Annotated in this window: 21 protein-coding genes; 16 read left to right on the top strand and 5 right to left on the bottom strand. The window is 60.8% G+C overall.

Features of this window, described 5'->3' with window-relative positions:
• Nucleotides 1–358: 358 nt before the first annotated feature.
• Both V9T28_RS12830 and V9T28_RS12825 read right to left on the bottom strand, forming a co-directional pair.
• The gene (locus V9T28_RS12830) at nucleotides 359–2,926 is read right to left on the bottom strand and encodes a CPBP family intramembrane glutamic endopeptidase (RefSeq protein ID WP_116399327.1); all 2,568 of its coding nucleotides are present in this window, start codon (nucleotides 2,924–2,926) and stop codon (nucleotides 359–361) included.
• Nucleotides 2,923–3,603 (bottom strand): ABC transporter ATP-binding protein, encoded by a 681-nt coding sequence (locus V9T28_RS12825; RefSeq protein WP_210210406.1) that lies wholly within the window; start codon nucleotides 3,601–3,603, stop codon nucleotides 2,923–2,925. The genes V9T28_RS12830 and V9T28_RS12825 overlap by 4 nt, the downstream gene beginning before the upstream one ends.
• Nucleotides 3,604–4,160: 557 nt before the next feature.
• Between V9T28_RS12825 and aspS the strand changes: the two genes are divergently transcribed.
• The 4 genes from aspS (at nucleotide 4,161) to V9T28_RS12805 (ending at nucleotide 10,058) form a co-directional block, all read left to right on the top strand.
• On the top strand, nucleotides 4,161–5,942 hold the full coding sequence (gene aspS / locus V9T28_RS12820; RefSeq protein WP_116399325.1) for an aspartate--tRNA ligase: 1,782 nt from the start codon (nucleotides 4,161–4,163) through the stop codon (nucleotides 5,940–5,942).
• An 88-nt stretch (nucleotides 5,943–6,030) separates the two neighbouring features.
• Nucleotides 6,031–6,762 (top strand): hypothetical protein, encoded by a 732-nt coding sequence (locus V9T28_RS12815; protein ID WP_116399324.1) that lies wholly within the window; start codon nucleotides 6,031–6,033, stop codon nucleotides 6,760–6,762.
• Entirely contained in the window at nucleotides 6,759–7,568 is an 810-nt protein-coding gene (locus V9T28_RS12810) for a hypothetical protein (RefSeq protein ID WP_116399323.1), read from the top strand. Before V9T28_RS12815 ends, V9T28_RS12810 begins: the two co-directional genes overlap by 4 nt.
• A 207-nt stretch (nucleotides 7,569–7,775) precedes the next feature.
• On the top strand, nucleotides 7,776–10,058 hold the full coding sequence (locus tag V9T28_RS12805; RefSeq protein ID WP_116399322.1) for an NADP-dependent malic enzyme: 2,283 nt from the start codon (nucleotides 7,776–7,778) through the stop codon (nucleotides 10,056–10,058).
• 48 nt (nucleotides 10,059–10,106) lie between these two features.
• Here the strand turns inward: V9T28_RS12805 and V9T28_RS12800 are convergent, their stop codons facing one another.
• Complete coding sequence (locus tag V9T28_RS12800; RefSeq protein WP_116399321.1) at nucleotides 10,107–11,924, bottom strand: hypothetical protein; 1,818 nt, start codon at nucleotides 11,922–11,924, stop codon at nucleotides 10,107–10,109.
• 201 nt (nucleotides 11,925–12,125) lie between these two features.
• Nucleotides 12,126–12,470, bottom strand: a complete 345-nt coding sequence (gene erpA, locus V9T28_RS12795) for an iron-sulfur cluster insertion protein ErpA (protein WP_116399320.1) — start codon at nucleotides 12,468–12,470, stop codon at nucleotides 12,126–12,128.
• A 121-nt stretch (nucleotides 12,471–12,591) separates the two neighbouring features.
• Between erpA and V9T28_RS12790 the strand changes: the two genes are divergently transcribed.
• Together V9T28_RS12790 and gltX are read left to right on the top strand one after the other, a co-directional pair.
• Nucleotides 12,592–13,800: a deoxyguanosinetriphosphate triphosphohydrolase gene (locus V9T28_RS12790; RefSeq protein ID WP_116399319.1), complete on the top strand. Its 1,209-nt coding sequence runs from the start codon at nucleotides 12,592–12,594 to the stop codon at nucleotides 13,798–13,800.
• A gap of 110 nt (nucleotides 13,801–13,910) precedes the next feature.
• The gene (gene gltX, locus V9T28_RS12785) at nucleotides 13,911–15,341 is read left to right on the top strand and encodes a glutamate--tRNA ligase (protein WP_116399318.1); all 1,431 of its coding nucleotides are present in this window, start codon (nucleotides 13,911–13,913) and stop codon (nucleotides 15,339–15,341) included.
• Between the two features lie 76 nt (nucleotides 15,342–15,417).
• Here gltX and V9T28_RS12780 read toward each other — a convergent pair whose 3' ends face one another.
• Nucleotides 15,418–16,179, bottom strand: a complete 762-nt coding sequence (locus V9T28_RS12780; protein ID WP_158554710.1) for a sulfotransferase domain-containing protein — start codon at nucleotides 16,177–16,179, stop codon at nucleotides 15,418–15,420.
• A gap of 368 nt (nucleotides 16,180–16,547) precedes the next feature.
• On the opposite strand from V9T28_RS12780, the gene argS reads away from it, so the two are divergent.
• From argS to serS, 10 genes are all read left to right on the top strand, one after another.
• Nucleotides 16,548–18,326 carry an arginine--tRNA ligase gene (gene argS, locus V9T28_RS12775; RefSeq protein ID WP_116399316.1) on the top strand — a complete coding sequence of 593 codons (1,779 nt, stop codon included), beginning with the start codon at nucleotides 16,548–16,550 and terminating at the stop codon, nucleotides 18,324–18,326.
• Nucleotides 18,327–18,399: 73 nt separating this feature from the next.
• On the top strand, nucleotides 18,400–19,818 hold the full coding sequence (locus V9T28_RS12770) for an SPOR domain-containing protein (RefSeq protein ID WP_116399315.1): 1,419 nt from the start codon (nucleotides 18,400–18,402) through the stop codon (nucleotides 19,816–19,818).
• A gap of 69 nt (nucleotides 19,819–19,887) precedes the next feature.
• Nucleotides 19,888–20,901 (top strand): beta-N-acetylhexosaminidase, encoded by a 1,014-nt coding sequence (nagZ, locus tag V9T28_RS12765; protein WP_116399314.1) that lies wholly within the window; start codon nucleotides 19,888–19,890, stop codon nucleotides 20,899–20,901.
• Between the two features lie 60 nt (nucleotides 20,902–20,961).
• Nucleotides 20,962–21,777 carry a segregation and condensation protein A gene (locus V9T28_RS12760; RefSeq protein WP_116399313.1) on the top strand — a complete coding sequence of 272 codons (816 nt, stop codon included), beginning with the start codon at nucleotides 20,962–20,964 and terminating at the stop codon, nucleotides 21,775–21,777.
• A gap of 14 nt (nucleotides 21,778–21,791) precedes the next feature.
• Nucleotides 21,792–22,643, top strand: a complete 852-nt coding sequence (gene scpB / locus V9T28_RS12755) for an SMC-Scp complex subunit ScpB (RefSeq protein WP_116399312.1) — start codon at nucleotides 21,792–21,794, stop codon at nucleotides 22,641–22,643.
• 48 nt (nucleotides 22,644–22,691) lie between these two features.
• A complete protein-coding gene (locus V9T28_RS12750) occupies nucleotides 22,692–23,822 on the top strand; it encodes an ABC transporter ATP-binding protein (protein WP_116399311.1) in 1,131 nt (376 codons plus the stop codon).
• A gap of 60 nt (nucleotides 23,823–23,882) precedes the next feature.
• A complete protein-coding gene (locus V9T28_RS12745; RefSeq protein ID WP_116399310.1) occupies nucleotides 23,883–24,104 on the top strand; it encodes a twin-arginine translocase TatA/TatE family subunit in 222 nt (73 codons plus the stop codon).
• A 56-nt stretch (nucleotides 24,105–24,160) separates the two neighbouring features.
• Entirely contained in the window at nucleotides 24,161–24,562 is a 402-nt protein-coding gene (gene tatB, locus V9T28_RS12740; protein ID WP_116399309.1) for a Sec-independent protein translocase protein TatB, read from the top strand.
• Nucleotides 24,562–25,338: a twin-arginine translocase subunit TatC gene (gene tatC / locus V9T28_RS12735; RefSeq protein ID WP_116399308.1), complete on the top strand. Its 777-nt coding sequence runs from the start codon at nucleotides 24,562–24,564 to the stop codon at nucleotides 25,336–25,338. The genes tatB and tatC overlap by 1 nt, the downstream gene beginning before the upstream one ends.
• A 72-nt stretch (nucleotides 25,339–25,410) precedes the next feature.
• On the top strand, nucleotides 25,411–26,700 hold the full coding sequence (gene serS / locus V9T28_RS12730; protein WP_116399307.1) for a serine--tRNA ligase: 1,290 nt from the start codon (nucleotides 25,411–25,413) through the stop codon (nucleotides 26,698–26,700).
• Nucleotides 26,701–26,721 lie beyond the last annotated feature (21 nt).

The following is a 26,721-nucleotide window of genomic DNA, read 5'->3' as shown; positions in this document are numbered from 1 at the left end:
CGGGCAATTTCGGCCACAGTGCCGTTCGCTTGGGTCTGTTGCCCCATAACCGGTCTGTCCGGCGGGCGCGCTTCGCCACGTGGACAAACGCGTTTATTCCTTTGATAACATTTGGAAAAAGGCGGACACCGCCGGTCGTGCCGGGACAAACCAGGAGGTCGGTTGATGCTGTCTATTGATTGGCCGAAAGGGCGACCTCGACCCGGCGGCGCGTCTTTGTCGAGGCAATGTGGAAATTGTTTGCCTGGTCTGTGTCGCGGGATCGCTGCCGAAACTTGGGCTTAGAACCATAGAACGCGAACGCCGCGGCCGTCGCAGGGCAAGTCGGCGATCGCACCAATTTTTCCGTCGAGAGCAATCAACTCAACACGATTGCGTTGTAAATCATGTGAAGGATGACTGCCGGAGCAAGAGAACCGGTTCGTTTGAAAATAATAGCGTTGGCAATGCCGACTGCGCCCACAGGTATCCATGATAGCGCCGGATGATAGATCGCGAAAAAAGCGGCACTACCGAGAATCGCGCGCCACCCGCCCCATTCCTTGTCGAGCGCACGAAACAGCAGTCCTCGGAAGAGATACTCCTCCGCAAAAGGCGCGAAGAATACGCCCACGAATACATAGGCCATGCGAAGATGCGGAATTTCGGCGGCGCGCTTTTGTGCTTCGGCCAATATGTCGGCGGTAAAGGGGATGTGTTGCAGCACATCCAAATAACCAAGCGCCGCGAGGCCCAAAACCGATCCTAGTAGAGCGCCGATCATGATTCCCAGAGCAGATTGCGCCGTCAGGATTGTCCACCGAATATGCGCCGGGGCGCGGTTATCTTTCGGCCAGAACCAGATGTCACGTTGCGCTATACCGCGCTTACTCAAAAACCGACCCATCGCAAGCGCGACACTTACAGACGAAACGCCATAACCGAAGGCCAAAGCCACGCCTGAGCCGTCATGACCAAGAAACACGACGAACATCGCCGCAATCATGGCGCCTATTTCCACCAGCGCGCTGATCGCAATCATCGCATGCATCAGCGTCGGTGGCTGAGGCAGTTTCTCCGACCAGGGATCGTAGAGAAATGGCAAGCGTGCGCGGAAGTTTTGCCACATCGCCGCCGCCGTCAGATAGGAATAGACGATTCCAGCTACCGCTATCACCCATTGCTGCGTGAAGACGCCAACGGCAAAGCTGAATGTTCCTAGCATCGTCGCCATCTGGCGCCCCGTCGGGGTCTTGGTTATCTCGCCGGATTCGGGAGTCACCTTTGCGAGCGTCACAGCTTTTTGGGCTTGGCTGCGGGCGAAGAAAAACCATCCTAAACCTGCTAGGCCAACCTGCCAGCTATTGGCTGGATAGAGCCAAGCGGCATAGAAAAGGAAAGGGAGGACAACGCACGAGGCAATCATGCTCCAGAGGCGCGCTTTGGCCTGCAGGAGGCTCTCGAGCCCACGTGGCCAAGTGAGAGCGACCCAGAGCGCAGTACCGTCGGAAGCCAACGACTTCGGTCCCAGAACCATCAGAAAATACGCGCCAAAGATAGCGGCTCCCCCGCACAACATGTTCCAGGAATTCGCCGCAGAACTGATGAGCCCACGCATATTGAAGAGCTGCACGGCAGCCATGCTCAAGGGAATCAAAAAAGCTTGGATGATCGCGCCGCGGTCGCGCATCAGCCACATCAACTCTTTGCTGTAGGCAGGGTCCTTGCCAAAAAAGGCGAACTTGGCCGCATTTGACCGAGACGGAATACCGGCGGCGTCAAAATTCCCAGCCAAGCCCTTACGCGCGCCCCAAACGCCAAAGCCGACCGCGGCGCCGATGGTGATGATCGCCGCGATCCAACACGCGATGATGCCAGCAATGAAAGACAGACTTCCGTCTGATCGGACCCCAAGGAAAAGACCGAGCCATGGCCACGAAACGGTGGCAAGCGGCGACAAGAATTGCGCCACGGGTATCGCATTGTGCGTCACAGCGCTCAGCGCCGGGAAGGCTAAAAGGGCCCAAGAGCCAAACCAGCTCATAAGGCCGATGATCCCGCCACGCGTGCGCGGTGCAAAGTGCAACATGACCGCTATTTCCAAAGCCTTGCCGAGGCAGGCCGTCGCAATGGTCAAAGGAACGCCGATCAACGGCACTGCCGCAATTCCGACCGACCATCCGTAGGCCATTCCAAACAGAATTCCTGGAACCACCGGGGCACTGTAATAAGCAGGATTGGACGCCATTGCGGCGAGCATCTCTGCCAAGAAAACCGCCCCTGGTGGCACAGGGTGGCTCAGCAACCATTCCCAAGCCGGATGCCGACGACGCTGCGTGTCAAGCTCCATGCCCTCGCCTTGAAAAACGAGCATCGTTGCCCAGAAAATGAGCGCGAGCGAACCGAGCATGGCGGCTATTCGACCGGATGCGCCAAGCGACACGATTCCTTGCGCCGCGTTTCGCTCGTCGATTAAGTCTGCGCTGCCGTGCGCGCGCACAGTGGCGCTGAGTTTGGCCACTGTCACAGTTTCGTTCACGCCAAAATCCCGCGCGAGGCTGGCAGCCTCGGTTCGATAATCCTGCGCCAAGGATTTATCGATATCGTTCAATTTTGAGGACGCGTCTGGCGTGCGCTTTTCGGCATTGCGCACTTCGGCAAGGAACCAGCTCTCGACAACAACTTTGCCCTTTTGCTCAGCTTCAAGGCGCTGCCCGATCGATACGCCACCTAACACAACATATGCCGCGCTGATGTTTATTCCCGCAAAGATAATCACGGGCACGAGATAAAGAATTCCGGACCAATCATCGGATTGCTTCTTTGTTCGCTGCCGAAAAAGCTGCTGCTGGCGGCTCCGTCTGCCCAAGGATCGGACATAAGATATACGCAAGAGCAGGATTAGAGTTGCCCAAAAGCCAGGCTTTCTGGAGACGATGTCGTTCATGACCGTGCCTGGTGCTGCGTCAGCTTGAGAAAAACGTCTTCAAGGCTCGCGCCGCGATAACGGTGTTGCAAATCCTCTAGTAGCCCGCTGGCAACAACGGAGCCCGCATTGATAATCACGACGTGAGAGCATAAGCGTGCGACATGATCCATCAAATGGGTGGAAAACAGCACAGTCGTACCAGCACGCACCTGTTCATCGATGATTTCATAAAAAAGATTTGTCGATTCAACATCAAGGCCGTTGGTCGGCTCGTCCAAGACCAATAGTTTTGGGCCGTGTAGTAATGCCAATAGCAAGCCGAGCTTCTTCTTCATGCCACGCGAATAGTCTTCGGCGAAATTATCGAGATCATCGGCAAGGCGTAGTCGGGCAATGTCGGGAGCGATGCGCGCCATTGCCGCTTTCACATTCAGGCCATGCATCGCCGCGCTCAAATGAAGCGTTTCCCGACCCGAAAGATAGGAATAGAAAATCGGCTCGTCGGGCAAAAAACCGATGAGCCGTTTGACTTCGACGCGATCTTCGAACGAATCCAGGCCATCAATGGTGATCTTGCCCGAGGTGGGCTTCAGGATTCCCATCAGCAGCCGAAACAAAGTCGTTTTGCCTGCGCCGTTAGGACCCAGCAATCCGCAAATTTGACCGGCGGGAACAGTGAAGGAGATCTCTTTCAAGGCAATTTTCTGCCCGAAAGCTTTCGACGCTCCATCTATCCGGACAAGGTCACGTGACATTGTTCTGAGGTGGCCCGATAAATCTTCGTCGTTTCGCAAAAGCTGCATCCTTTGAGGATAAGGTTTCTACGGCAAACTAAACGACGGCAGGCCGATCATCGTCCCAGTGTAAAATGCAATTTCAAACTGACCCGATCGTCGACTCCATATAGCAAATGGCTCTGGAACATATAAAGAACACGCTGAAATATTTTCATTTCCAATACGATCGGAGGTAGGGGCAAAAGGGCAGAGCATCTGTGATGCGCGGAAGTGGATTGGGCGGGACGGGCGAGAGCTCAAAGCCGAGCGGTCCGCCGCAATACTAAAAATCGGGAGCAAACTGACAGAGAAATTTTGCAATATATATCAATATATTATGTCTTATTTGCTAATTGTATACAAACGAATTGAAAGCGCGCGTCGTGCAGGGCGGTGCAAAATCTTGACAATGCGCGGGGCCCATGCGCTTGTCCGGGGCCAAACTCAGGAAAATTTTGAAAGAGTCGAGACTATCCATGCACCGTTACCGTTCGCATACTTGTGGCGCTTTGCGCGAGGCCGATGCCGGCCAGGACGTTCGTCTGTCCGGCTGGTGCCATCGTATCCGGGACCATGGCGGTGTGCTGTTCATCGATTTGCGCGACCATTACGGCATGACGCAATGCGTGGTCGATCCGGATTCGCCCGCCTTCAAGATGGCCGAGACCCTGCGCGCCGAATGGGTGGTGAAATTCGACGGCAAGGCCCGCTTCCGCCCGGCCGGGACTGAGAACAAGGACATGCCGACCGGCATGATCGAAGTCTATGTGCGCGAGATCGAGGTGCTCGGCCCGGCGGCAGAATTGCCGCTGCCGGTTTTTGGCGATCAGGATTATCCGGAAGAGACGCGCCTCAAATACCGTTTCATCGACCTGCGCCGCGAGCGTATCCACAACAACATCATGCTGCGTGGCAAGGTCGTCAACTCCCTGCGCCAGCGCATGATGGCGGCGGGCTTCAATGAGTTCCAGACCCCGATTCTGACCGCATCGTCGCCCGAAGGCGCGCGCGACTTCCTGGTGCCCTCGCGCATCCATCCCGGCACGTTCTACGCCCTGCCGCAGGCGCCGCAGCAATATAAGCAATTGCTGATGATGGCCGGCTTCGACCGCTATTTCCAGATCGCGCCGTGCTTTCGCGATGAGGATCCGCGCGCCGACCGCTTGCCGGGCGAATTCTACCAGCTTGATGTCGAAATGAGCTTCGTCGAGCAGGATGACGTGTTCGCGGCAATGGAACCGGTGATCACCGGCGTGTTCGAGGAATTCGCCCAGGGCAAACCGGTCACCAAGAACTGGCCGCGCATTCCCTATGCCGAAGCCATGCGCAAATACGGTTCCGACAAGCCGGATCTACGCAACCCGCTTATCATGCAGGACGTGTCGGAACATTTCCGCGGCTCGAATTTCAAGGTCTTCGCGCGGATGCTCGAGGTCGAGAAGAACGAGATCTGGGCGCTTCCCGCACCGACCGGCGGCAGCCGCACTTTCTGCGACCGTATGAATTCCTGGGCGCAGAGCGAGGGCCAACCGGGCCTGGGCTATATCATGTGGCGCGATGAAAACGGGGCGACCGTGGGCGCGGGGCCGATCGCCAACAATATCGGGCCGGAGCGCACCGAGGCGATCCGCGCCGCGTTGGGCCTGAAGGCCGGTGACGCGGCCTTCTTCTGCGCGGGTGATCCGGAAAAGTTCGTGAAATTTGCCGGCATGGCGCGCCTCAAAGTCGGCGACGAATTGAAGCTCACCGACAAGGACCGGTTCGAGTTCGCCTGGATCGTCGATTTCCCGATGTTCGAGTGGAACGAGGACGACAAGAAGGTCGATTTCTCGCACAACCCGTTCTCGATGCCGCAGGGCGGGCTCGAGGCGCTGCAGAAGCAGGATCCGCTGACCATCAAGGCGTTCCAGTACGATATTGCCTGCAACGGTTTCGAGATCGCGTCGGGCGGTATCCGCAACCATAAGCCCGAGGCGATGGTCAAAGCCTTCGAAATCGCCGGTTATGGCGAAGAGACTGTAGTCGAGCGCTTCGGCGGGATGTACCGGGCGTTCCAATACGGCGCACCGCCGCACGGCGGCATGGCGGCCGGTGTCGACCGCATCATCATGTTGCTCGCCGGCGAGCAGAACTTGCGCGAAGTGGCGCTGTTCCCCATGAACCAGCGTGCCGAGGACATTCTGATGGGCGCCCCCAGCGCGGCGACGCCCAAGCAGTTGCGCGAATTGCACATTCGCCTCAACCTGCAGGAGAAGTAATCAGGAGCGCGGGCGTCTCGTCCGCATTCTTGAACCTGTAAAATGTCTGGTTTTTTAGAGGGCGAGACGCCCGCGCTCCCAGGGTTCCATGCAAACAGTCGCCTGCATCAAATGGGGCACCGCATTCCCCGCCGAGTATGTGAACCGCCTGTATCGCGGCGTGATGCGGCACGTGATGCGCCCCACCGAGTTCGTGAGTTTCACCGATGACGCGACGGGCCTCGATCCCGGCATCAAGGTCCTCCCAATCCCGCCGATCGATCTGCCGGCGACCGGCCTGCGCGAAGGCCCTTGGCGCAAGCTCGCCCTCTGGTCGCGCGATATCGGTGTCGAAGGCGATATACTTTTCCTCGATCTCGATGTGGTGGTCACCGGCCCGCTCGACGATTTCTTCGATTACGAGCGGGGTAAATTGTGCATCATCCGGAACTGGACCCAGCTCAATGACGGCATGGGCAATTCCTCGGTCATGCGCTATCCGGCGGGCGGTGCACCGCATCTCGTCGACGATTTCGAAAAGGACGCCGTGCGCATGTCCTTTCGCTACGTCAACGAGCAGATGTATCTGACGAAGGAATCGCGGCTGCCCATCGCCTTTTGGCCGGCGCATTGGTGTCAGAGCTTCAAGCACGATCTCCTGCCGCGCTTTCCCCTCAACTGGTTCCGCGACGTGCGCCTGCCGCCGGAGGCCCGTATTGTCGTGTTCACCGGCCCGCCCCGCCCGCACGAGGCGCAGGACGGCAAATGGCCTACAAAATGGTATAAAAGGCATTATAAGAGAGTGCGTCCCGTAACCTGGATGAAAGATCACTGGGTGTGAGTATCGGTTTTGGCATCTTATCCTGGCGCGGCTACGCGAGCCTGAATGCTGCGCTGGAGACCTACCGGGATGCCCAGCTCTTCGACCTCTTCGATCGCACTTTGTTGTTCCTGCCGCAGATGGAAGAGGCCGGCATCGACATCGCCGACCGGTTCAATCTCGATTATGCGGGCGCGCCCAACAATCTCGGCATCCTGGGCGGCTTCAAGGCTCTGGCGCAGACGTTGGAGACCGACGTGCTGGTGCTCGCCGAGAACGATTACATGCTGATCGAGCCGCGCGAAGAGGTGACGAAGCAATTGAGCGTCGCGCGCCGCCATATCGAGGCGGGCACCGCCCATGTCTGGCGCCTGCGCCACCGTTGGTTGCCCGGCCAGACCTGGAACATCGAGAGGGCGCAGAAATATTGGCCTAAGCCCGATGCGTCCGCCGCGCAGCAGCGCACGGCGCAGTGGCGGCGGCTGTTGCGGCCGATGAAGGCCCGGCGCCTCATCGGCTGGAACGTCTTTCTCGACGAGGCGGCCGACGAGCGCTTTCCCGAATATATCCGCCGCACCCAGGAGGGCGATCTCCTAGTCTCGTCGCATTGCCTGCCCTGGGCAAACAATATTTTCATGATCCGGCGGGATTTCTTCCTGAACACGATCATCCCCGCCGCCGAAGCGGCGCAAGGCGGCCGCCTGATCAACGGCCACCCGACCATCGAGACCGAGCTCAACCGCGGCTGGTGGCGCAGGCAGGATTTCTGGATCGGCGTCGGGAAGGGGCTGTTCACCCACGGACGGTTGGGCGACCGGGGGTATTGAGACGCAGGGGCATCTGCCGCCGGTTACGCGCCAGGCCTGAAGCACCCCGTTTCTTTGGCAGAATCGCGCCTCTTAAAAACCGTTGTAACCCCGCAGGGTTATGCACCGTTCTTCCAGTATGTGAAAAATATTATTTGAGATTGTTGCGTACGGCCGCTCGCTCGTGAGAGATGAAGAACCTGGCGCCGGCGAATGGGGAGGAACCGAATGGCTTCGAATATGTCGGAAGATCTACGTAAGGGCGCGCTCGTTTATCATCGCCTGCCCAAGCCCGGCAAATTGGAGATCCAGGCAACCAAACCCCTCGGCAACCAGCGCGACCTGGCGCTTGCCTATTCGCCCGGCGTCGCGGCCGCCTGCGAAGCCATTGTGGAGGATGCCGACCAGGCCGGCGAGTTCACCATCCGGCAAAATCTCGTCGCCGTGCTCTCGAATGGAACGGCGGTTCTGGGCTTAGGCAATATTGGGCCGCTCGCCTCGAAGCCGGTCATGGAAGGCAAGGCGGTTCTGTTCAAGAAATTCGCCGGCATCGACGTATTCGATATCGAAGTCGCGCAGAACGATGTCGACAAGCTCGTTGACGTGATCTGCGCGCTCGAACCCACGTTCGGCGGCATCAATCTCGAGGACATCAAGGCGCCGGAATGTTTCGAGGTGGAAAAGCGCTGCCGCGAGCGCATGAAGATTCCGGTGTTTCATGACGATCAGCACGGCACCGCCATTATCGTCGGCGCAGCGGTCACCAACGGCCTCGAATTCACCGGCAAGAAAATCGACGAGATCAAGGTCGTCGCGTCGGGCGCGGGGGCGGCCGCGCTCGCCTGTCTGAACCTGCTCGTCTCGCTCGGCGTGAAACGCGAGAACGTGTGGGTGAGCGATCTCGAAGGCGTCGTCTACAAGGGCCGCGAGAAGCTGATGGACCCGTACAAGTCCATCTATGCGCAGGAGACCAGCGCCCGCACTTTGGCCGAAGTGATCGAAGGCGCCGACGTGTTCCTCGGCCTTTCGGCGGCCGGCGTGCTGAAGCCCGAGATGGTCAAGACAATGGCCAAATCGCCGCTCATTCTGGCGCTCGCCAATCCAACGCCGGAAATCATGCCGGAGGAGGCGCTGGCCGTGCGGCCCGACGCCATGATCTGCACCGGGCGCTCCGATTATCCGAACCAGGTCAACAACGTTCTGTGCTTCCCCTATATTTTCCGCGGCGCGCTCGACGTGCATGCGACCGCGATCAACGAGGAAATGAAACATGCGGCGGTGCGTGCGATCGCGCAGCTGTCGCATGAGACGCCGTCCGACGTCGTCGCCAAGGCCTATGGCGGCGAAGTACGGACGTTCGGCCCTGAATCCCTGATCCCGTCGCCATTCGATCCGCGCCTCATCCTGCGCGTCGCGCCGGCCGTGGCGAAAGCGGCGATGGACTCGGGCGTCGCGAAAAAGCCGATCGAGGATTTCAGGGCTTACGAGGACTCGCTGTCGCGCTTCGTCTTCCGCTCCGGCTTCATCATGAAGCCGCTGTTCGCGGCGGCCAAGGACGACCCCAAACGCGTCATCTACGCGGACGGCGAGGAAGAGCGCGTGCTGCGCGCCACCCAGGTGGTCCTCGAAGAGGGGCTCGCCAAGCCCATTCTCATCGGCCGCCCGAGCGTGGTCGAGACGCGGATCAAACGCTTCGGCCTTTCGATCCAGCCGGGCCGCGATTTTGAACTCGTCAATCCCGATGACGATCCGCGCTTTCGCGATTACGTGCAGGAATATACGGAAGCCGCCGGCCGGGCCGGCATCACGCCGCAAGCCGCGCGCCAGCTGGTGCGCACCAATCCGACAGTGATTGCCGCGCTTGCCGTGCGCCGCGGCGATGCGGATGCGATGATCTGCGGTCTCGAAGGGCGCTTCCGCTCGCGGTTGCGCTATATCAAGGACATTATCGGCGTCGCGCCCGGTGCGCATGATTTCTCGGCGATGAGCCTGCTGATCACCGCCCGAGGTGCGTTTTTCATCACCGACACCCACATCAACGAAAATCCGACTGCGGAAGAAGTTGCCGAGACTACCGTGCTCTGTGCCGAACATGTCGCGCGTTTCGGCATGAAGCCGAAAATCGCGCTCGTGTCGCATTCCGATTTCGGCGAAATGGATTCACCCTCGGCGCGGAAAATGCGCGAGGCTCTCAGGCTCATCCGCGAGGCAGCGCCGGATCTCGAGGTCGACGGCGAAATGCAGGCCGACACGGCCATGTCGCAGGCGCTGCGCGATCAGCTCATGCCGCATTCGACATTGAAGGGCGAAGCCAACGTCCTGGTGATGTCGGATCTCGACGCCGCGAACACGGCGTTCCACCTCACCAAGGTGGTTGCGGACGCATTGCCGGTCGGCCCGATCCTGATCGGCGTCGCCAAGCCAGCGCATGTGCTCACCCCGTCGGTCACGGCGCGCGGCATCGTCAATATGACAGCGATCGCGGTCGCCGAGGCGCAGGCCGCCCGTTGACAAAAGTCCCGTCATGCCGGCGCAGGGCCGGCATGACGATCATGCCGCTTATTCGTTGGCGGTCAGGTGCAACTCGAGCTTGTCCAGAATGTCGCTCGGATCTTGGGCGTTGTAGAAATCGCTTATGCCGAGCCCGACATCCGATGTCGCAGAGAGATGCAGCGACTTTGGATGGGCGATGAAACTCTCCACGGCCTGGAGGATTTCCGGCAAGTTCTTGTGGCCGCTTAAGACCGATGAGATCGCCATATCGACCGCGCTCGTCCATTCCTTGCGGACCGCAGCCTCGGTCTGATGGCTGTCCTCCACGGTCTTGGCGAGAAGCCGCTCGAATATGCCGTCATTCACGACTTTCACGTCGGCGGCTTTGATCGTCGCGCCCAATCCGGCGACCATGAAATCGGTGACGCCACCCTGGAAGAGATCGCGCCCGACATTCTCGATTGTCAGTGTTGCGTTATAGGAGCCAACGTCGGCGCTGTTGGCGGAGAGTTCTTTGATTTTGAGAATCTGCGTGGCTTCGTCCCAGGCGGCGTCGAGTTTCGCCGACCAATCCAGCCGCTCGTAGCCAAGGTCGATCAGCGGTTGAAAGCCAGGCTGCGAGCTATCGCTCGGCAAAGGCATCGCGAAATGGTCCAGGATCGCAGTCAGTTGCGTGGGGGCGCCGAGGATGTAATGCGAACCATCGAGTTCGAGACGCCCCAGCGACATTTTGATGCGGTCGCCGTGATCGAGATTGCCCTTGTGATCGGTGGAGACCATATCCACATCGACACCGGCGATCACGAATTGGTCGAGCGTCGGCAAGAAGCTGCGGACATCCAGATCCTTCAAATCGTCGGGTACGGCCGCAGCGAATTTCTTGAATGCATCCAGCGTGGATTTCGCGTCGAGGCCGCGAATACCGAAAGAGCCGATCTTGAAATATCCGTCGTCGCCATGCCGCAGTTCCAAGTTCTCATACACATATTCGTCGATGCGTCCGGCAACGAGGCCGCCGAACGCGAAATGGCCAAGTTTCACGGCGATCGCCTTGCCGTTGTCGGTGCCGTCAAAGCTGAGATCATGCAGATCGACGCGCCCGTATTCGACGCTCTCGATGAGATCGGCGATGTTCTTGAAGGTTGCCGCGAGTTGGGCTGGCTCCGGATTGGAGACTTTCAGTTGTCGCGACAGAGTTCTCATCAGCTCGGCGTAGGGAAGGAGAAACGGCCGCGCCTTGATGGGGCCGCTTTCGATGGAGCCGAGCGAAAACGCGCCTTCGCCACCCATCTCGATCTTGAGTCCCGCATCGGAAAAATTTTCGATCAATGTCGTCAGGGGTTCGTCGGGATCTTTGCGCGCTTCTGTTAGAAAGCGTAAGTAAGCGCCGGCATTCACGCCTTTGGCGGTCATGGTGCCGAACGTGCCGCTGATCGGCTTGTTCGCTCTGGTCTGGCCGTTCACATTTGCGCCGGACGCGGAGACGGTTGCGATGCGTCCTTGCTCGATATCGGCCAAGGAGACGTCCTTGACCGTGATCTTCACAGTTTCCGACGCCTCGCCCGAGACGGGCGGCACGTCGATCTCCTCAATGTCGACTTCGGGGATGACGAGCGTTCCATGATCGAGCTTGGCGAGCCGGTCCTGCAGCGGGGTCGTATTGTCCGCCGCGACGAGCGCCGCCAAATCCGCGTCGGTCAGTGCCGTGCCTGTGAGCGTCGCGCTTGGAATCGTGATCTTTGCGCCTTGGACCTGATAGGCGAGATTCTTGACGCTGACGCTGCTTTGGGCGGCGGCGCCGCTTGTGAAGTTTGCGCAGCATGCCAAGAGCATGGCCGCAAAAGTCGCTTCACCGAACGCCTTGCGGCAAGACCCAATGCTCATCGATTCGCTCCTTCACCGCCCGCGGCGCAACGTGCTACTGCCAATCGTTCGAGCCAAGCAGGAAAATATGACAAATGAACCGCCATATGCGTGCCGGCGGCGGTTCATGATAGCCCGCGCCGAAGCTTTGAGGAACGATCTTGCCGTCGGAGCAACTATGCAATCGCGTTTATCGCGCCCAGAAGTTCGGGCTCTTGTTCGTTACAGCGAGAAGCTGGTGCCGCAGCCGCAGGATGCGGTGGCGTTGGGATTGTGAATCTTGAACGATTGGCCGATGAGATCGTCGACGAAATCGATTTCCGACCCCTTCATATATTCGATCGAGACGGGATCGATGATCACGACCGCGCCGTCGCGCTCCAGCGTCAAATCCTCGTCATCCTTGCTCTGCACGATATCGAAGGCGTATTGAAACCCGGAACAGCCGCCGCCGTTGACTGCCACGCGTAGCATCGTGCCGGCTTGCTCCTTGCTCAGGATTTTCGCGATGCGCTGGGCCGCGCGCGCGCTGAGCGTGACCGGGGGGAGAAGGGCGGCGTCATTCATATTTTGTCCTGGCGTATTTTGTCTTGGCGGCGTTGATCAAAGGCGGCAAAAATTGCTACCTGGGCACAAGATAGGTCGAATGGTGTCAGGCTTCAATCCGGCGGGGTGGGAAAGGGACAATATGGCGGTATTTCCCAATGAGCTTGCACCTTATGCCGCTGACGCGTCGGCGGCGCGCGGCCGCCTCATTGCCGAGCCAGCCTCGCCGACCCGGACCGAATTTCAGCGCGACCGTGACCGCATCATCCACACGACGGCCTTTCGCCGCCTCGCCCACAAGACCCAGGTGTTCGTGGCGGAAGAGGGGGACCATTTCCGCACAAGGCTGACCCATACGATCGAAGTGGCGCAGATCTCGCGCGCCTTGGCCCGCTCGCTCCAGCTCGACGGTGATCTCGCCGAGGCGCTGGCCCTTGCCCACGACCTTGGCCACACCTGTTTCGGCCACACCGGCGAAGACGCATTGCAAGAGTGCATGGCGGATTACGGCGGCTTCGACCACAATGCGCAGGCCCTGCGCATTGTGATCGATCTGGAGCGGCGCTATGCCGCCTTCGACGGGCTCAATCTGACCTGGGAGACCCTGGAGGGGCTCGTCAAGCATAATGGGCCTCTGCTCACGGCCGGCGGCACGCCGACGGAGCGCTACCGCACACGCGGCGTGCCCGAGCCGATCCTGGCCTATGACCGTGTCCGCCAGCTCGATCTTGCGACCTATGCCAGCGCCGAGGCCCAGGCCGCCGCGATCGCCGACGATATTGCCTACAATACCCATGACCTCGACGACGGGTTGCGGGCCGGATTGTTCCGCCTCGCGGATTTGAAAGAGGTGCCTTATCTCGCGGCGCTCCTGGCCGAAATCGAGGCGTTGCATCCAGGCTTGCTCGAGTTGCGCGTCGTGAACGAGTTGCAGCGCCGGCTGATCACGCGCTTCGTCGAGGATGTGATTAGGACGACGCAGGAAAAGCTCGCCAAGCTGGCGCCCGAAAGCGTCGAAGCCATCCGCCACGCGGGCGAGACCATGGTAACCTTTTCGCCGGCCATGGCGGCGACGGAACGATCGATCAAAACCTTCCTGTTCGCGCGGATGTATCGTAATCCGGAAGTCATGCGGGTGCGCGCCAAAGCTGATCAGATCGTGCGGGATCTGTTCCGCCTCTTTCAAAAGCATCCCGAGAAGATGCCGGGCGAATGGCGGCGGCAAGCCTTGAACCAAAGCGAGGAGCGGCGCCGCGCCCGAACGATCGCCGACTATATTGCCGGAATGACCGACCGCTACGCGCTCGCCGAGCACAAGAAACTGATCGGCGACATCGAGGATTTGCGGTAGCGACATACCTCGCCGCCCGGCAATTTGGGTGCTTTCGCTGGCGGTAAAGCTTGCGCCCGCACCGATTTTCCCTATACGTCCACGCCTCAAACTCGTTCATAGGCGCTTTCATGTCCCCACGTCTTCGCATCGCTCCCTCGCCCACGGGCGAACCCCATGTCGGCACGGCCTATACGGCCCTGTTCAACATTCTGCTGGCGCGCAAGCTTGGCGGCGAGATGATCCTGCGGATCGAGGACACCGACCAGAGCCGCAGCACGCCGGATTCCGAGCGCAAGGTGATGGAGGCGCTGAACTGGCTCGGCCTCAACTGGACGGAAGGGCCGGACAAGGGCGGCGCCTATGGGCCCTACCGGCAGAGCGAGCGGCGCGACATTTACGCGCCTTACGTCGAAGAGCTTCTCGATAACGGCCACGCCTTCAAATGCTTCTGCTCGCGCGAGCGGCTGGAGACGATGCGCAAGGCGCAGCAGGCCAAGGGCCAGCAGCCGAAATACGACGGCCATTGCCTGTCGCTGACGGCCGAAGAGGTCCGCGCGAAGGAAGCCGAAGGCGAAGTGCCGGTGGTGCGGATGAAGATCCCGACGAATGGCGCCTGCGCCTTCGAGGACGGGATCTATGGCGCTGTGAGCATCCCCTGGGATACGATCGACATGCAGGTGATCCTGAAGGCCGACGGCATGCCGACCTATCACCTCGCCAATGTGGTCGACGATCATTTGATGAAGATCACCCACGTCGCGCGCGGTGAGGAATGGCTGTCCTCGGTGCCGAAACATATTCTACTCTACCAATATTTCGGCTGGCAGGCGCCGCAATTCATTCACCTGCCGCTGCTGCGCAATCTCGATCGCAGCAAATTGTCGAAGCGCCGCAATCCGACCTCGATCTCCTATTTCAGCACCGCAGGGTATCTGCCCGAAGCGCTGGTGAATTTCCTCGGCCTCGGCTTCGTCTCGATTGCCGAAGGCGAGGAGCTGATGACGCTCGACGAGCTTAGCAACCGGTTCGAACTCAGCGCGCTCTCGAAGGCCGGCGCGGTGTTCGATCTGCAGAAGCTCGATTGGCTGAACGGCCGGTGGATTCGCGAAAAGCTTGGGGCGCAGGACTTTGCCGCGCGGATGCACGAATGGTCCGACATCAACAATCGCCTGCTGGGCGGGCTCGCTTTGGCGCAGGCGCGCTGCGTGAAGCTGAGCGATGTGCCGATGCTGATCGCGTTTCTGCTCAGCGACAAGCTCGATCTGACGCGCGAGCATTTCGCGGCTACCAAGACCGGCGTCGAGGAGAGCCTGGCCATTCTCGAAGCCGTCGCACCGACCGTCGAGACTTTGGGCGAATGGGACAAGACGGCGATCGAGGCCGAGATCCGCCGCATCAGCGACGAGACGGGCCGCAAGATTCGTATCATGGTGGCGCCGCTCTATCTCGCCATCACCGGCAGCACGAAATCCCTGCCGCTGTTCGACTCGATGGAGCTGCTCGGCCGCTCGATGGTGCGCCAGCGCCTGCGCCACAGTATTGCCTTGCTCAAGGGGTGAGTGGCCGGGGCGGTGCCGCGTATGAGTCTCCGCCCGAGTCTGCAGAACTCACACGAAACGAACTGCCTTGCCCGTCCTAGCACGGGCTCAAGGCGATCCAGTTTTTCTCCGCCGTCTTGCGCGACAAGAAATAAAAATACGGTTCGATCGAATATCCAAGCCGGCGGAAGACGTTCCTATGGTGCAGATAAATTCGCAACGCATCCTGCGGCAGGATCAATTCGCGCCATAGACCCGGGCGCCCTTGCCAGCCATGGTGGTTCGGCAACGCCTGCATTTTGGGCAGGCTCGCATGGTCGAGCCAAGCGCGGGACGCTCCGATATCCTCGCCCAAATAGCGCGCGACTTGCAGCACGGTGCGTTCGATGTCCGCCACGCCGTCTTCATAGCGGAGTTTGAGGGCGCTCGGCTCATGCCACCATTGATAGCTTACGGCCAGCAGATTTTCGGCCTCGAAACTGAGGGCATAATGGAGAAAATCGGGCGAGCAGGGTGCTTTCCCGCGCAAGGCACCGGGAAGGCCCGCGTTTCCCTCGAGCCAGCGCTCCGTCATCGGCTCATATCTGACGAAACTCGTAACCGACACGAGAATGTCGAGCGGGTGTCGCGCCAGCGTGATCACCTTGAACTCGTGCGAGTGAAGCCATTTCTGGTAATTTGGCTCGCGGTACCAATGAACCTGTAGAATACACCTGTCCGGAAGTGGTTGCGCGATATCAAGATAATTGTGCGCCGAAAGCTCGACCAGATTCATGGCCGCGCTTAGAGTCGATCGAATCCACGTGTTGCCGCACCGCGGCGAACTGACGATGGCGATGCGCAGCTTATTATTGCCCACCACTCGTTCCCCACAAGGCCGAACGTACGAATGCATTAATGGAATATATTCCTGCGCAATCCGACAGCATGGCTGTCGGTGAAAGTCGTCGCTTGGTTCTTCATGCGTGGGCTCTTTCGCTATCCGGCCCCGTGATTTCGTCGTTCCCCATAAGCAGGGCGTCTTTCTTGTATGTTTCTTGGCGTGTTGTCAGTCATGACCTGTATGTGTGAGGTTTGCCGCCTGGGAAAGTTACAGTTTTGTAACGGGGGCGATTTTCCCGCCGGCGATGCGCGGATGCAACAGCAGGGCGCGGCAAATGGTGCGGCCCTTTGACGCCACCGCCGATATGGTTTACGCGGCGTGGCGAAAGCTTGAGGTCTAACTTTATGAACATATTCGCCGATTTCCAAGCCCGCGTCGCCGCCATCCTGCAGACCATCGTTGCCGCCGGCAATTTGCCCCAGGAGCTCGATCTCGCGCGCTTCGTGGTCGAGCCGCCGCGTGATGCAAGTCATGGCGATCTCGCCTGCAATGCCGCCATGGTCTATGCCAAGGAAGCAAAGGCGCATTACGCCAACCCGCGGCAGTTGGCCGTGGAGATCTGCGCCCATCTCGCTGAAGATCCGGACGTGCAGGAGGCGGAGGTTGCGGGCCCGGGCTTCATCAATATCAGGCTGAAGCCGGCGGTCTGGTTCAAGGTGCTGCAGGACGTGCTGCGGGACCCGGCAAACTTTGGCCGCGGCGCGCCGGTCGCCGGGAGTTGGCCGGTCAATGTGGAATATGTCTCGGCCAATCCGACCGGCCCGATGCATGTCGGCCACGGCCGCGGCGCGGTGTTCGGCGACGCTTTGGCCAATCTTCTCGCCTTCGCCGGCTATGAGGTGACGCGGGAATATTACATCAACGATGCGGGGGCCCAGGTCGATGTGCTCGCGCGCTCGGCGTTCCTGCGCTACCGCGAGGCTCTGGGCGAGGATATCGGCGAAATTCCGGAAGGGCTCTATCCCGGTGACTATCTGAAGCCGGTCGGGGCGGCGCTGGCGCAAAAATACGGCGCGGGCCTGAAGGCGAAGCCCGAGAGGGAGTGGCTGCAGGTCGTCCGCGACGCGGCCATCGCTGGCATGATGGAGATGATCCGCACCGATCTTGCGACCCTCGCGATCACCCATGAGGTGTTTTTCTCCGAACGTTCGCTGACCGTGAAAGACGGCGATACGGATGCCGTGATGAAGGCGATCGAGGATTTGCGCGCGAGGGGGCTAATCTACGAAGGCCGCCTGCCGCCGCCAAAAGGGGCGCTGCCGGACGATTGGGAGGACCGCGAACAGACCTTGTTCCGCTCGACGCAGTTCGGCGACGACGTGGATCGGCCGCTCATGAAGTCGGACGGCTCCTATACCTATTTCGCCTCCGACATCGCCTATCACAAATCAAAGTTCGACCGCGGCTTCCGAACGCTCATCGACGTCTGGGGCGCCGACCATGGCGGCTATGTCAAGCGCATGAGCGCTGCGGTGAAAGCCATTTCCGGCGGCGCCGCGGAGCTCGACGTGAAGCTTTGCCAGCTCGTCAAGCTGATGCGGGCGGGCGAACCGGTGAAAATGTCGAAGCGCTCCGGCGACTTCGTCACCTTGCGCGAAGTGGTCGACGAGGTCGGCCGCGATGCAGTGCGGTTCATGATGCTGTTCCGCAAGAATGATGCGCCGCTCGAGTTCGATCTAGCCAAGGTGATCGAGCAGTCCAAGGACAATCCGGTCTTCTATGTGCAATATGCCCATGCGAGGACGAAAAGCGTGATACGCAAGGCACTTAGCGACTTTCCGGGCGCGGATTTCTCAGCCGCTGCGCTGGCCCATGCGGACCTGTCGCTTTTGGACGACGAGGGGGAAATCGGCCTCGTCAAACTGCTCGCGCAATACCCGCGTCTGGTCGCCGCGGCGGCCGCGGCGCACGAGCCGCACCGGGTCGCATTCTACCTCTACGACCTCGCAAGCGCGTTCCATTCCCATTACAATCGCAGTAAAGATCTGCCGCAATTACGCTTTATTAAGGAAAACAATAGAGATTTATCGAGCGCTAGGTTGGCATTGGTTTTATCGTTAACATCCGTCCTGGCGTCGGGGCTGACAATTCTCGGTGTTAGCGCTCCGGACGAGATGCGATAATCCCTCGCGTCGCGTCTGGAGGCTTCGCTCGAAGCGAAGTGACCCGTAAGCTCTTGGACGCGAGGTTTATACGATGAGTGAGGCATTCAACCGGCAACGCCACGAGATCAATCTGGATGCGTTCGAGCGCAGCCTGCGCGAGGAGCCGGTCCAGGCCAAGCCGGCCGAAGATCCGCTCGCGGAACTCGCCCGTCTCGTCGGTCGCGACGATCCGTTTAAAGCCGTCTTCGACACTGGCACACTGAGCCGGCAGGAACCGGCGATGGAGGGGTTGTTTCCGGCTTCGTCGTCAGAAAGCGAAACCGAATACACTCCAACCCCGTACGCTTTGCGCGGCCAGGCGGCGAGATCGTGGACCTCTTACGAGGAGGACCAGCCGCAGCGGCAGGAGCCGCAGATGTCGGCGCGGCCCGTCAGCGACCCGTGGGACGATGAGGCGCCCGAGGCCGCTCCGGTCATGCCCCCTCGTGCGGCCGCGAACTCGCGCAAAGGCCTTTATGCGCTGATGGGCGGCGCGGCGATTGCCGTTCTTGCCGTCGGCGGGCTTTTCGCCATGAAGAGCGGCGGCGTGACCAGCGTCGGCGGCGTGCCCTTCATCAAGGCCTCGGACGAACCGACCAAGATCCAGCCACAAGTGGCGGTAGCGTCCGCGGATGGCGATGGCCAGAACATCTCGATTCTCGACCATTCGAGCGATCACGCCAACGTGCCGACCAAGGTCGTCAACAATGAAGAGCAGCCGATCGATTTGAGCCATGCGGCGCAGCCCGCTACGCCGCATCCGATCCCGTCCGAACCGAAGAAGGTGCGCACCGTTTCTGTCCGTCCGGATGGCTCGATCATTGGCGCGCCTCCGCCGGTGCCGGCTGCACCGCGGACGACGGCACAGGTTCAGCCGGCCGCCGTTCCCGCTGCGACGGAGACGTCGGCTCCCCAGGCGCCTGCTGCTCCGCGTCAATTCATGCCGATCGGTCCTGGCGTCATAGCCATCCCGCAGCAGGCGTCTGCGACGCCGGCGGCGGCGGCCCCCGAGGTCCAGCCGCACCCGCAAAATGTGCAGCCGGCGCAATCGACCGCGACGCCGAAGGCGGCCGCGCGACCGACACCCATCGTCAAGCTGGCTTCGGCCGCAGCGACGCCCACGACCGGTGGACCTTTGGATCTGGCGCCGAAGGCCAAGCCCGCGGTGCAAACCCGGACCGCGGTGGCTAGCGCTGAGACGCCCGAACCGGCCACCACCGGCGCAACCGGCAATTATGCCGTGCAATTGGCGGCCGAAGGCAGCGAACAGGATGCGAAAGTCAAATCCGCACGGCTCGCCGCGCAATTCGGCAGCGCGCTCGGCGGGCGTCACCTCAGCATCCGCCAGGCAGCCGCGGGCGGCAAGACGGTTTACCGTGTCCGCGTCGCCGGCATGAGCAAGGAAGAGGCCGTCTCCACCTGCGAGAAGCTGAAAGCCAGCGGCGGCGCCTGCTTCATCGCCAAGGACTGAACGCCACCAGCGCGTGGATACGATGGCGCGGTCGCTCCCGCGCCATTTTTTTGCGACAGGATATTGTAAATGGCATCCAGGGCTTTCATTTGCGGCGTGACCGGACATGAGATGACGTCTGACGAGAAGGCGTTCATCCGCGAGAGCCAGCCTTGGGGCCTCATTCTCTTCAAGCGCAATGTCGACACGCCCGATCAGGTAAAACGTCTGACCGATACGTTTCGCGAGATTGTCGGGCGGGACGCGCCCGTGCTGATCGATCAGGAAGGCGGCCGGGTGCAGCGGATGGGTCCGCCCCATTGGCCCACCTATCCTGCGGCCGCCCGTTTCTTCGCCCTCAAAGGCGACATCTGGGGCAAGCGCGAGGCGGTGCGGCTGGCCGCGCGGCTCATGGCGCACGATCTTTTGCAATGCGGTATCAATGTCGATTGCATGCCGGTGCTCGACGTCCAGACGGCCGGCACCCATAGTGCGATCGGTGACCGCACCTATGCGCCGGACGGCGAAACGGTGGGGATCTTGGGCCGGGCCGCAGCGGAAGGGCTGCTGGCCGGTAACGTGCTGCCGGTCATGAAACATATTCCCGGCCATGGCCGCGCAACCGTCGATTCGCACATGGAATTGCCCGTCGTCATCGCCAAGGTGGCCGAACTGGCGGGGAGCGATTTTCTCCCCTTCCGGATGCTGAATGATTTGCCCGCGGCGATGACCGCCCATGTGGTCTATACGGCCATCGACAAGACAAATCCGGCGACCACATCGCGCAAGGTGCTCCGCACCATCGTGCGCGGCGAGATTGGGTTCGGCGGGCTGATCCTGTCGGACGATATGTCGATGCACGCCCTGACCGGCCCGTTCCGCGCGCGGGGCGAGGCCGCGTTGAAGGCGGGCTGTGATATTGCGTTGCATTGCAACGGGAATTTGGCGGAAGCAAGCGGAGTGGCCGAGGCTGCGCCGCTGCTCAAAGGTGAGAGTTTGCGTCGGGCCGAGGCCGCTTTGGCACGGATTCGCCACGCGGCGGAGCCGATAGATCCTGTGGACGGCCATGCCCGGCTCAAATCTCTCCTTGCCAACCAGAATTAGAGGGATCACATTCCGCTCCCTCTAGGGATAGTATGTCCCAATCAGATGGAGAGTGATTCGGTGGCGCGTGAACTGCCGTTTGAAAGCAGTGCCGAAGTCGATCGCGGGGACAGCGAACCGGCGTTCCTGGTCGATGTTGACGGATTCGAAGGTCCGCTCGACCTGCTGCTGGAACTTGCCCGCCGCCAGAAGGTCGATCTGCAGAAGATCTCCATCCTCTCCCTTGCCGAGCAATATTTGAATTTCGTCGAAGCTGCGCGCCGCGTGCGCCTCGAATTGGCCGCCGACTATCTCGTGATGGCCGCCTGGCTGGCCTATCTGAAGTCCAGGCTGCTGATCCCTTCGCAGACGAAGGGCGAGGAGCCGGAGGCGGCCGATCTTGCCGCCGCTCTTGCCTTCCGCCTGCGCCGCCTCGAGGCGATGCGCGAGGCTGCCAACAAGCTCGTCAATCTGCCGCGCCTCGGACGCGATGTCTTCGGTCGCGGCGCGCCGGAGCAGATGTCGGTCAACCTGACCAACAATTGGCAGGCGACCTTGTTCGATCTTCTGTCAGCCTATGCCCGGCAGCGGCAGAAGGCGGCTCTGTCCCACGTGACCTTGAAGAAACGGGCGGTCTGGTCGCTCGCCGAAGCGCGCGAGACCCTGGAGCGCCTCGCCGGCATGGCGATCGAATGGACGACCATGGACGATTATCTGCTGGAATATTGCGTCACGGCGGAAATGCGCCGCACCGTGCGGGCCTCGGCGTTTTCGGCGTCGCTCGAATTGGTGCGCGAAGGCCATATCGAGATTCGCCAGGACAAGGTGTTCGCGCCGATCTGGGTGCGCAGGAAGCCGATCGATACGACCGCGCCGCAGGCCGCCGCGGCCGAATAGGTGAGAATTATTAAATGGTTGAGCCGATTAATCTTTTTGACCCGGGCGCAGCCGAGCCGGTTGGCGTGCCGGACGAGCATGGGCCGGAAGCCGAAGCCTTCCGCGAGGCGATACGCATTGCCGAGGCGCTTCTGTTCGCCGCCTCCGAGCCGCTGGCCGAGGAGGTGATTGCGAGCCGCATCCAGGATGGCCTCAATGTGGAGGCCGTGTGCCGCGCGCTGCAGAAGGAATATGCGCCACGCGGCGTCAATCTCATCCGCATCATGCGCAAATGGACATTCCGCACCGCGGTCGATCTCGCCTACCTGCTGTCGCGCGACGTGGAGGAGCCAAAGAAGCTGTCCCGCGCGGCGCTCGAGACCTTGGCGATCATCGCCTACCACCAGCCTGTGACCCGCGCGGAAATCGAAGACGTGCGCGGCGTCGCTATCTCCAAAGGCACGCTCGACCATCTCCTGGAAACCGGCTGGGTCCGCCTGCGCGGGCGCCGCAAGAACGCGGTCGGGCGGCCGATCACCTATGGCACGACCGAGGAATTCCTGGCCCACTTCGGGCTGGAGCAGATCGGCGATCTGCCGGGGCTCGAAGAGCTCAAGGGCGCCGGCCTGCTCGACGGCCGCCTGCCGCCCGGCTTCGGCGTCCCGGCGCCGCGCGACGATTCGGCGCTGACGGAAGACGAGGAACCGCTCGAGGGCGCGCTGTTCGACGAATTTGCCGAGCCGGAGGCAGAGGGGGAACAGCCGGCGGCGGAAGTGTCCGTGCCGACGGGCGATGCGCCTGCGGCAGAGTTGCCGCAGGACGAGTCGATCCGATCTGAGCCGGCGAAAGATCATATTGACGAAGAGCCGGATCATCCGCAGGACTGATCAGGCCTTGCCCCTCCCGAAGGGCAGAGAACTTTTAAAGAGCCGCGCTTGTCCCAAGCCCAGACCATCCAGCCTCATAATCCTTGGGGACAGCGCGGTACGGCTGGCGCCGTCATCGCGTCCGAACTCGCCTTCAAGAATGTGGTGCAGATTTTCGGCCAGGTGCGCGCCCTTGACGGCGTGACGCTCAATATCTGGCCGGGCGAAATCGTCTGCCTGCTCGGCCATTCCGGCTGCGGCAAGACCACGCTGCTGCGCCTGGCCGCCGGGATCGAGCGGCCGACGGCGGGTTCAATCTTTCTCGACACGGTCGAAGTGTCAGGCCCTGGCCGCCATGTGCCGCCGGAAGAGCGCGGCATCGGCCTGATGTTTCAGGATTACGCGCTCTTTCCCCATCTCACGATCCTGCAAAATGCCAAGTTCGGCCTGGTGCGGATGGCGAAATCCGAGGCCGAAGCGACCGCCAGGCGGGCTTTGACCCGCGTCGGCCTCGCCAAACACATGGAGGCCTATCCGCATATGCTGTCGGGCGGCGAGCAGCAGCGGGCCGCGCTGGCCAGGGCCCTGGCACCGCGCCCTGGCATCCTGTTAATGGACGAGCCTTTTTCCAATCTCGACGGCCGCATGCGCGACGAGGTGCGGGACGGCACGATCACGCTGCTCAAGGAAATTCGTGGCACGGCGGTGATCGTGACCCACGATCCGGAGGAAGCGCTGCGGGTGGCTGACCGGATCATTCTCATGCGGGCCGGGCGGATCATTCAGGAGGGCACGGGCGAGGAGCTCTACCGGCGGCCGGCGAATATCTTCGCCGCTCGTTTCTTTTGCGAACTCAACGAGGTACCCGGAATCGGACGCGGCAAGGTGGTCGAGACCGCGCTAGGGCATTTTGCGGCCCCGCCGGCCTTGGGGTTTGGCGAGCCGGCCATTGTCGGCATTCGCCCACAGGCCTTGCGCCTAAGCGCGCCCGCCGAAGGCCTGGAGGCCCGGGTGCTCAGTCATCGCTTCCTCGGCGAGACGATAGGGCTTGACTTGGCGATGCCAGGTCTTGAAAACCCCTTGCGCGTCCGCTTGCCTTTGCGCGACGCGGCCAGCCTCGGTCACATTCACGTGGGTCAGACGCTTTCGGTGCAGTTTGACCAGGCGGATGTCCTTGTTTTTGCCGCCAACGGGGCATAGGGTCAATTGAAACAGGCATTCTAAAGGAATGCGCGTTGAGAGTTGGAGAGGATAGTTTCGATGGGTGGTTTGTCACTTTGGCACTGGTTGCTTTTGGGCGGCGTGGTGCTGATCCTATTCGGCGGCAAAGGTAAGATCTCCGACGTGATGGGCGACTTTGCGAAGGGAATCAAAAGCTTCAAGAAAGGCCTTGCCGATGATCCGGCGGATGACCAGCCGAAGACCATTCAAAAGGCTGGTGATCCAGCTATGAACAAGAATCCGGATAACAGCCAGGTCTAAAGGTGCTGTGCCGTCCGCTTGGACCTCCGGGGCGCCGGCTTTAGGCATTTGGGTTCATGTTCGACATTGATTTCACGAAACTCCTGATTTTCGGGATCGTCGCTTTAGTGGCTATTCCGCCGAAGGATTTGCCGCGCGTGATGCGCCAGGCCGGCCAGTTCATCGGCCGGATGCGCCGGATGGCGAGCGAATTTCAAACCCAGTTCATGGACGCCATGAACGAGGCGGAAGTGGCCGACCTCAAGAAGGAACTGGCTGAGATCAACGACGCGTCCACCGCCGAGATCAAGCGCTTGACCGAGACCGTCAAGGACCAGTCCGGCGTCCAGGACGTGACAAGCGCCGTCAGCGAGGCCAAAACGGCGGTCGGAGAAATCGAGCGTCAGGATCTGACGGTCAATCCGCCCGCAGCGCCGCATGAGCTGGCCCCCGCGCAACACACTCCTGGGCAAAGCTGATGACCGACGCCGATATCGACGCCTCAAAAGCCCCGCTGATGGACCATTTGATCGAGCTGCGCGGGCGGCTGATCAAATCGCTGATCGCCTTCTTCGTGGCGTTCATCGTCTGCTATTATTTTTCGAGTAACATTTACGGCATCCTGACCCGTCCCTTCGCCAACGAGGTCGGGCCGCAGAATGCCGAAATGATCGCCACCGGTCTGTGGGAGCAATTCCTCACCAATGTGCGGCTGTCCGCTTTCTGCGGCATTCTGATCGCCTTTCCGATCGTCGCCACGCAAATCTACATGTTCGTCGCGCCGGGCCTGTACAAGCACGAGAAGAACGCGTTTCTGCCCTATCTGATTGCGACGCCGATCTTTTTCATTCTCGGTGTGCTGCTGGTCTATTTCGTCGTCCTGCCCTTCGTGATCCATTTCGGCTCGATGCTGTCGAAGTCGGCGTCGCAGGACGGGGTGCAGATCAAATTGACCCCCAAGGTCAGCGATTATCTGTCCGATTTCATGAAGTTGATTTTCGGCTTCGGCATCGCGTTCCAGCTTCCGGTGGCGCTGACCCTGCTCGGCCAAGTGGGCATCGTCTCGTCCGAGTTCCTGGCAAAGCAACGGCGCTATGCTTATGTGGCCATCACGGGCGCCGCCGCTTTCCTGACCCCGCCCGATCCGCTGTCGATGTGCGTGCTGATGGCGCCGCTGTTCGCGCTCTATGAAGGGTCGATTCTGTCGGTGCGGTGGGTGGAAAACAAACGGCAGAAGGCCGAGTCCTCCCAGTAATTGCGATTCATCCGCTTTCTCGCTAGGAAAGCCGACGTTTCCGCCTGCATCGAATGTGAAAGATTCGCCCTCATGTATGACATCAAATGGATTCGCGATAACGCGGAGGCTTTCGATCAGGGCTTGGCGCGTCGCGGCCTCGAGCCCCTTTCTTCCGAGTTGATTAAACTCGACGAGAGACGCAAATCGGCTATCGCCGAATCGCAGGGGCATAGGAGTTTCGCAAACAACGCGTCCCAACAAATCGGTCTGGCCATTGCGCAGAAGGATACGGCGAAAGCTGGGGAGCTGAAGGCCGAAGTCAGCCAACGGAAAGCCCTTATGGGCGAACTCGAGGTGAAAGAGAAGGAGGCTATCAAGGAGCTGAACGAGGCGTTGAGTGCCATTCCCAACCTGCCGTTCCCCGACGTGCCAGAGGGGAAAGACGAGAACGACAATGTCGAGGTGCGCCGCTTTGGCGAGGCGCCGAAATTTCAGGATTCCTTCACGCCGAAAGAGCATTTCGACATCGGCGAGGCGTTCGGCCTGATGGATTTCGAGGCCGCGGTGCGGCTGTCGGGCGCGCGCTTCGTCGTGATGAAGGGCGCGCTCGCACGGATGGAGCGCGCGCTCACCCAGTTCATGCTCGACCTGCACACCGGCGAACACGGCTATATGGAGGTCAATCCGCCGCTGCTCGTCAAGGACGCAGCAATGTTCGGCACCGCGCAATTGCCGAAATTCCGCGACGACCAATTCCGGGTCGAGCCGGATTTCTGGCTCATCCCGACGGCGGAAGTCTCGCTCACCAACCTGGTGCGCGAACAGATTGTGGCGGAAGACGAATTGCCGCTGCGGCTCACCGCCGGAACGGCCTGTTTCCGTGCAGAGGCAGGGTCCGCGGGGCGCGATACCCGCGGCATCATTCGCCAGCATCAGTTCACCAAGGTGGAACTCGTCTCGATCACTGCGCCTGAACAATCGCGCGCGGAGCATGAGCGGATGACGCAATGCGCGGAGGCCGTGTTGCAGAAGCTCGGCCTGCATTTCCGCACCGTCGCGCTCTGCGCGGGCGACATGGGCTTCAGTTCGCACAAGACCTACGACATCGAAGTGTGGCTGCCGGGGCAGGGTAAGTTCCGCGAGATTTCGTCTTGTTCTGTCTGCGGTGATTTCCAGGCCCGGCGGATGAACGCCCGCGTGCGCGGCGCTGACGGCAAGTTGCGCTTCGTCCATACGCTCAACGGCTCGGGCGTCGCTGTCGGCCGCGCCTTGGTCGCGGTGCTGGAGAATTATCAGAATCCAGATGGATCGGTGACGATCCCCGAGGTGTTGCTGCCGTATATGGGCGGCCTCACAAAGATCGAAATGGCGAAGGCCTAAAGTACCGCCGGCCCTCGACGC

Origin of the sequence: Methylovirgula sp. 4M-Z18 (genome assembly GCF_037890675.1) — a bacterium.
In the GTDB taxonomy this organism is placed as follows: Bacteria; Pseudomonadota; Alphaproteobacteria; order Rhizobiales; family Beijerinckiaceae; genus 4M-Z18.
Note: the sequence above shows the minus strand (reverse complement) of the source record. Positions and strands in the feature narration are given on the sequence as shown.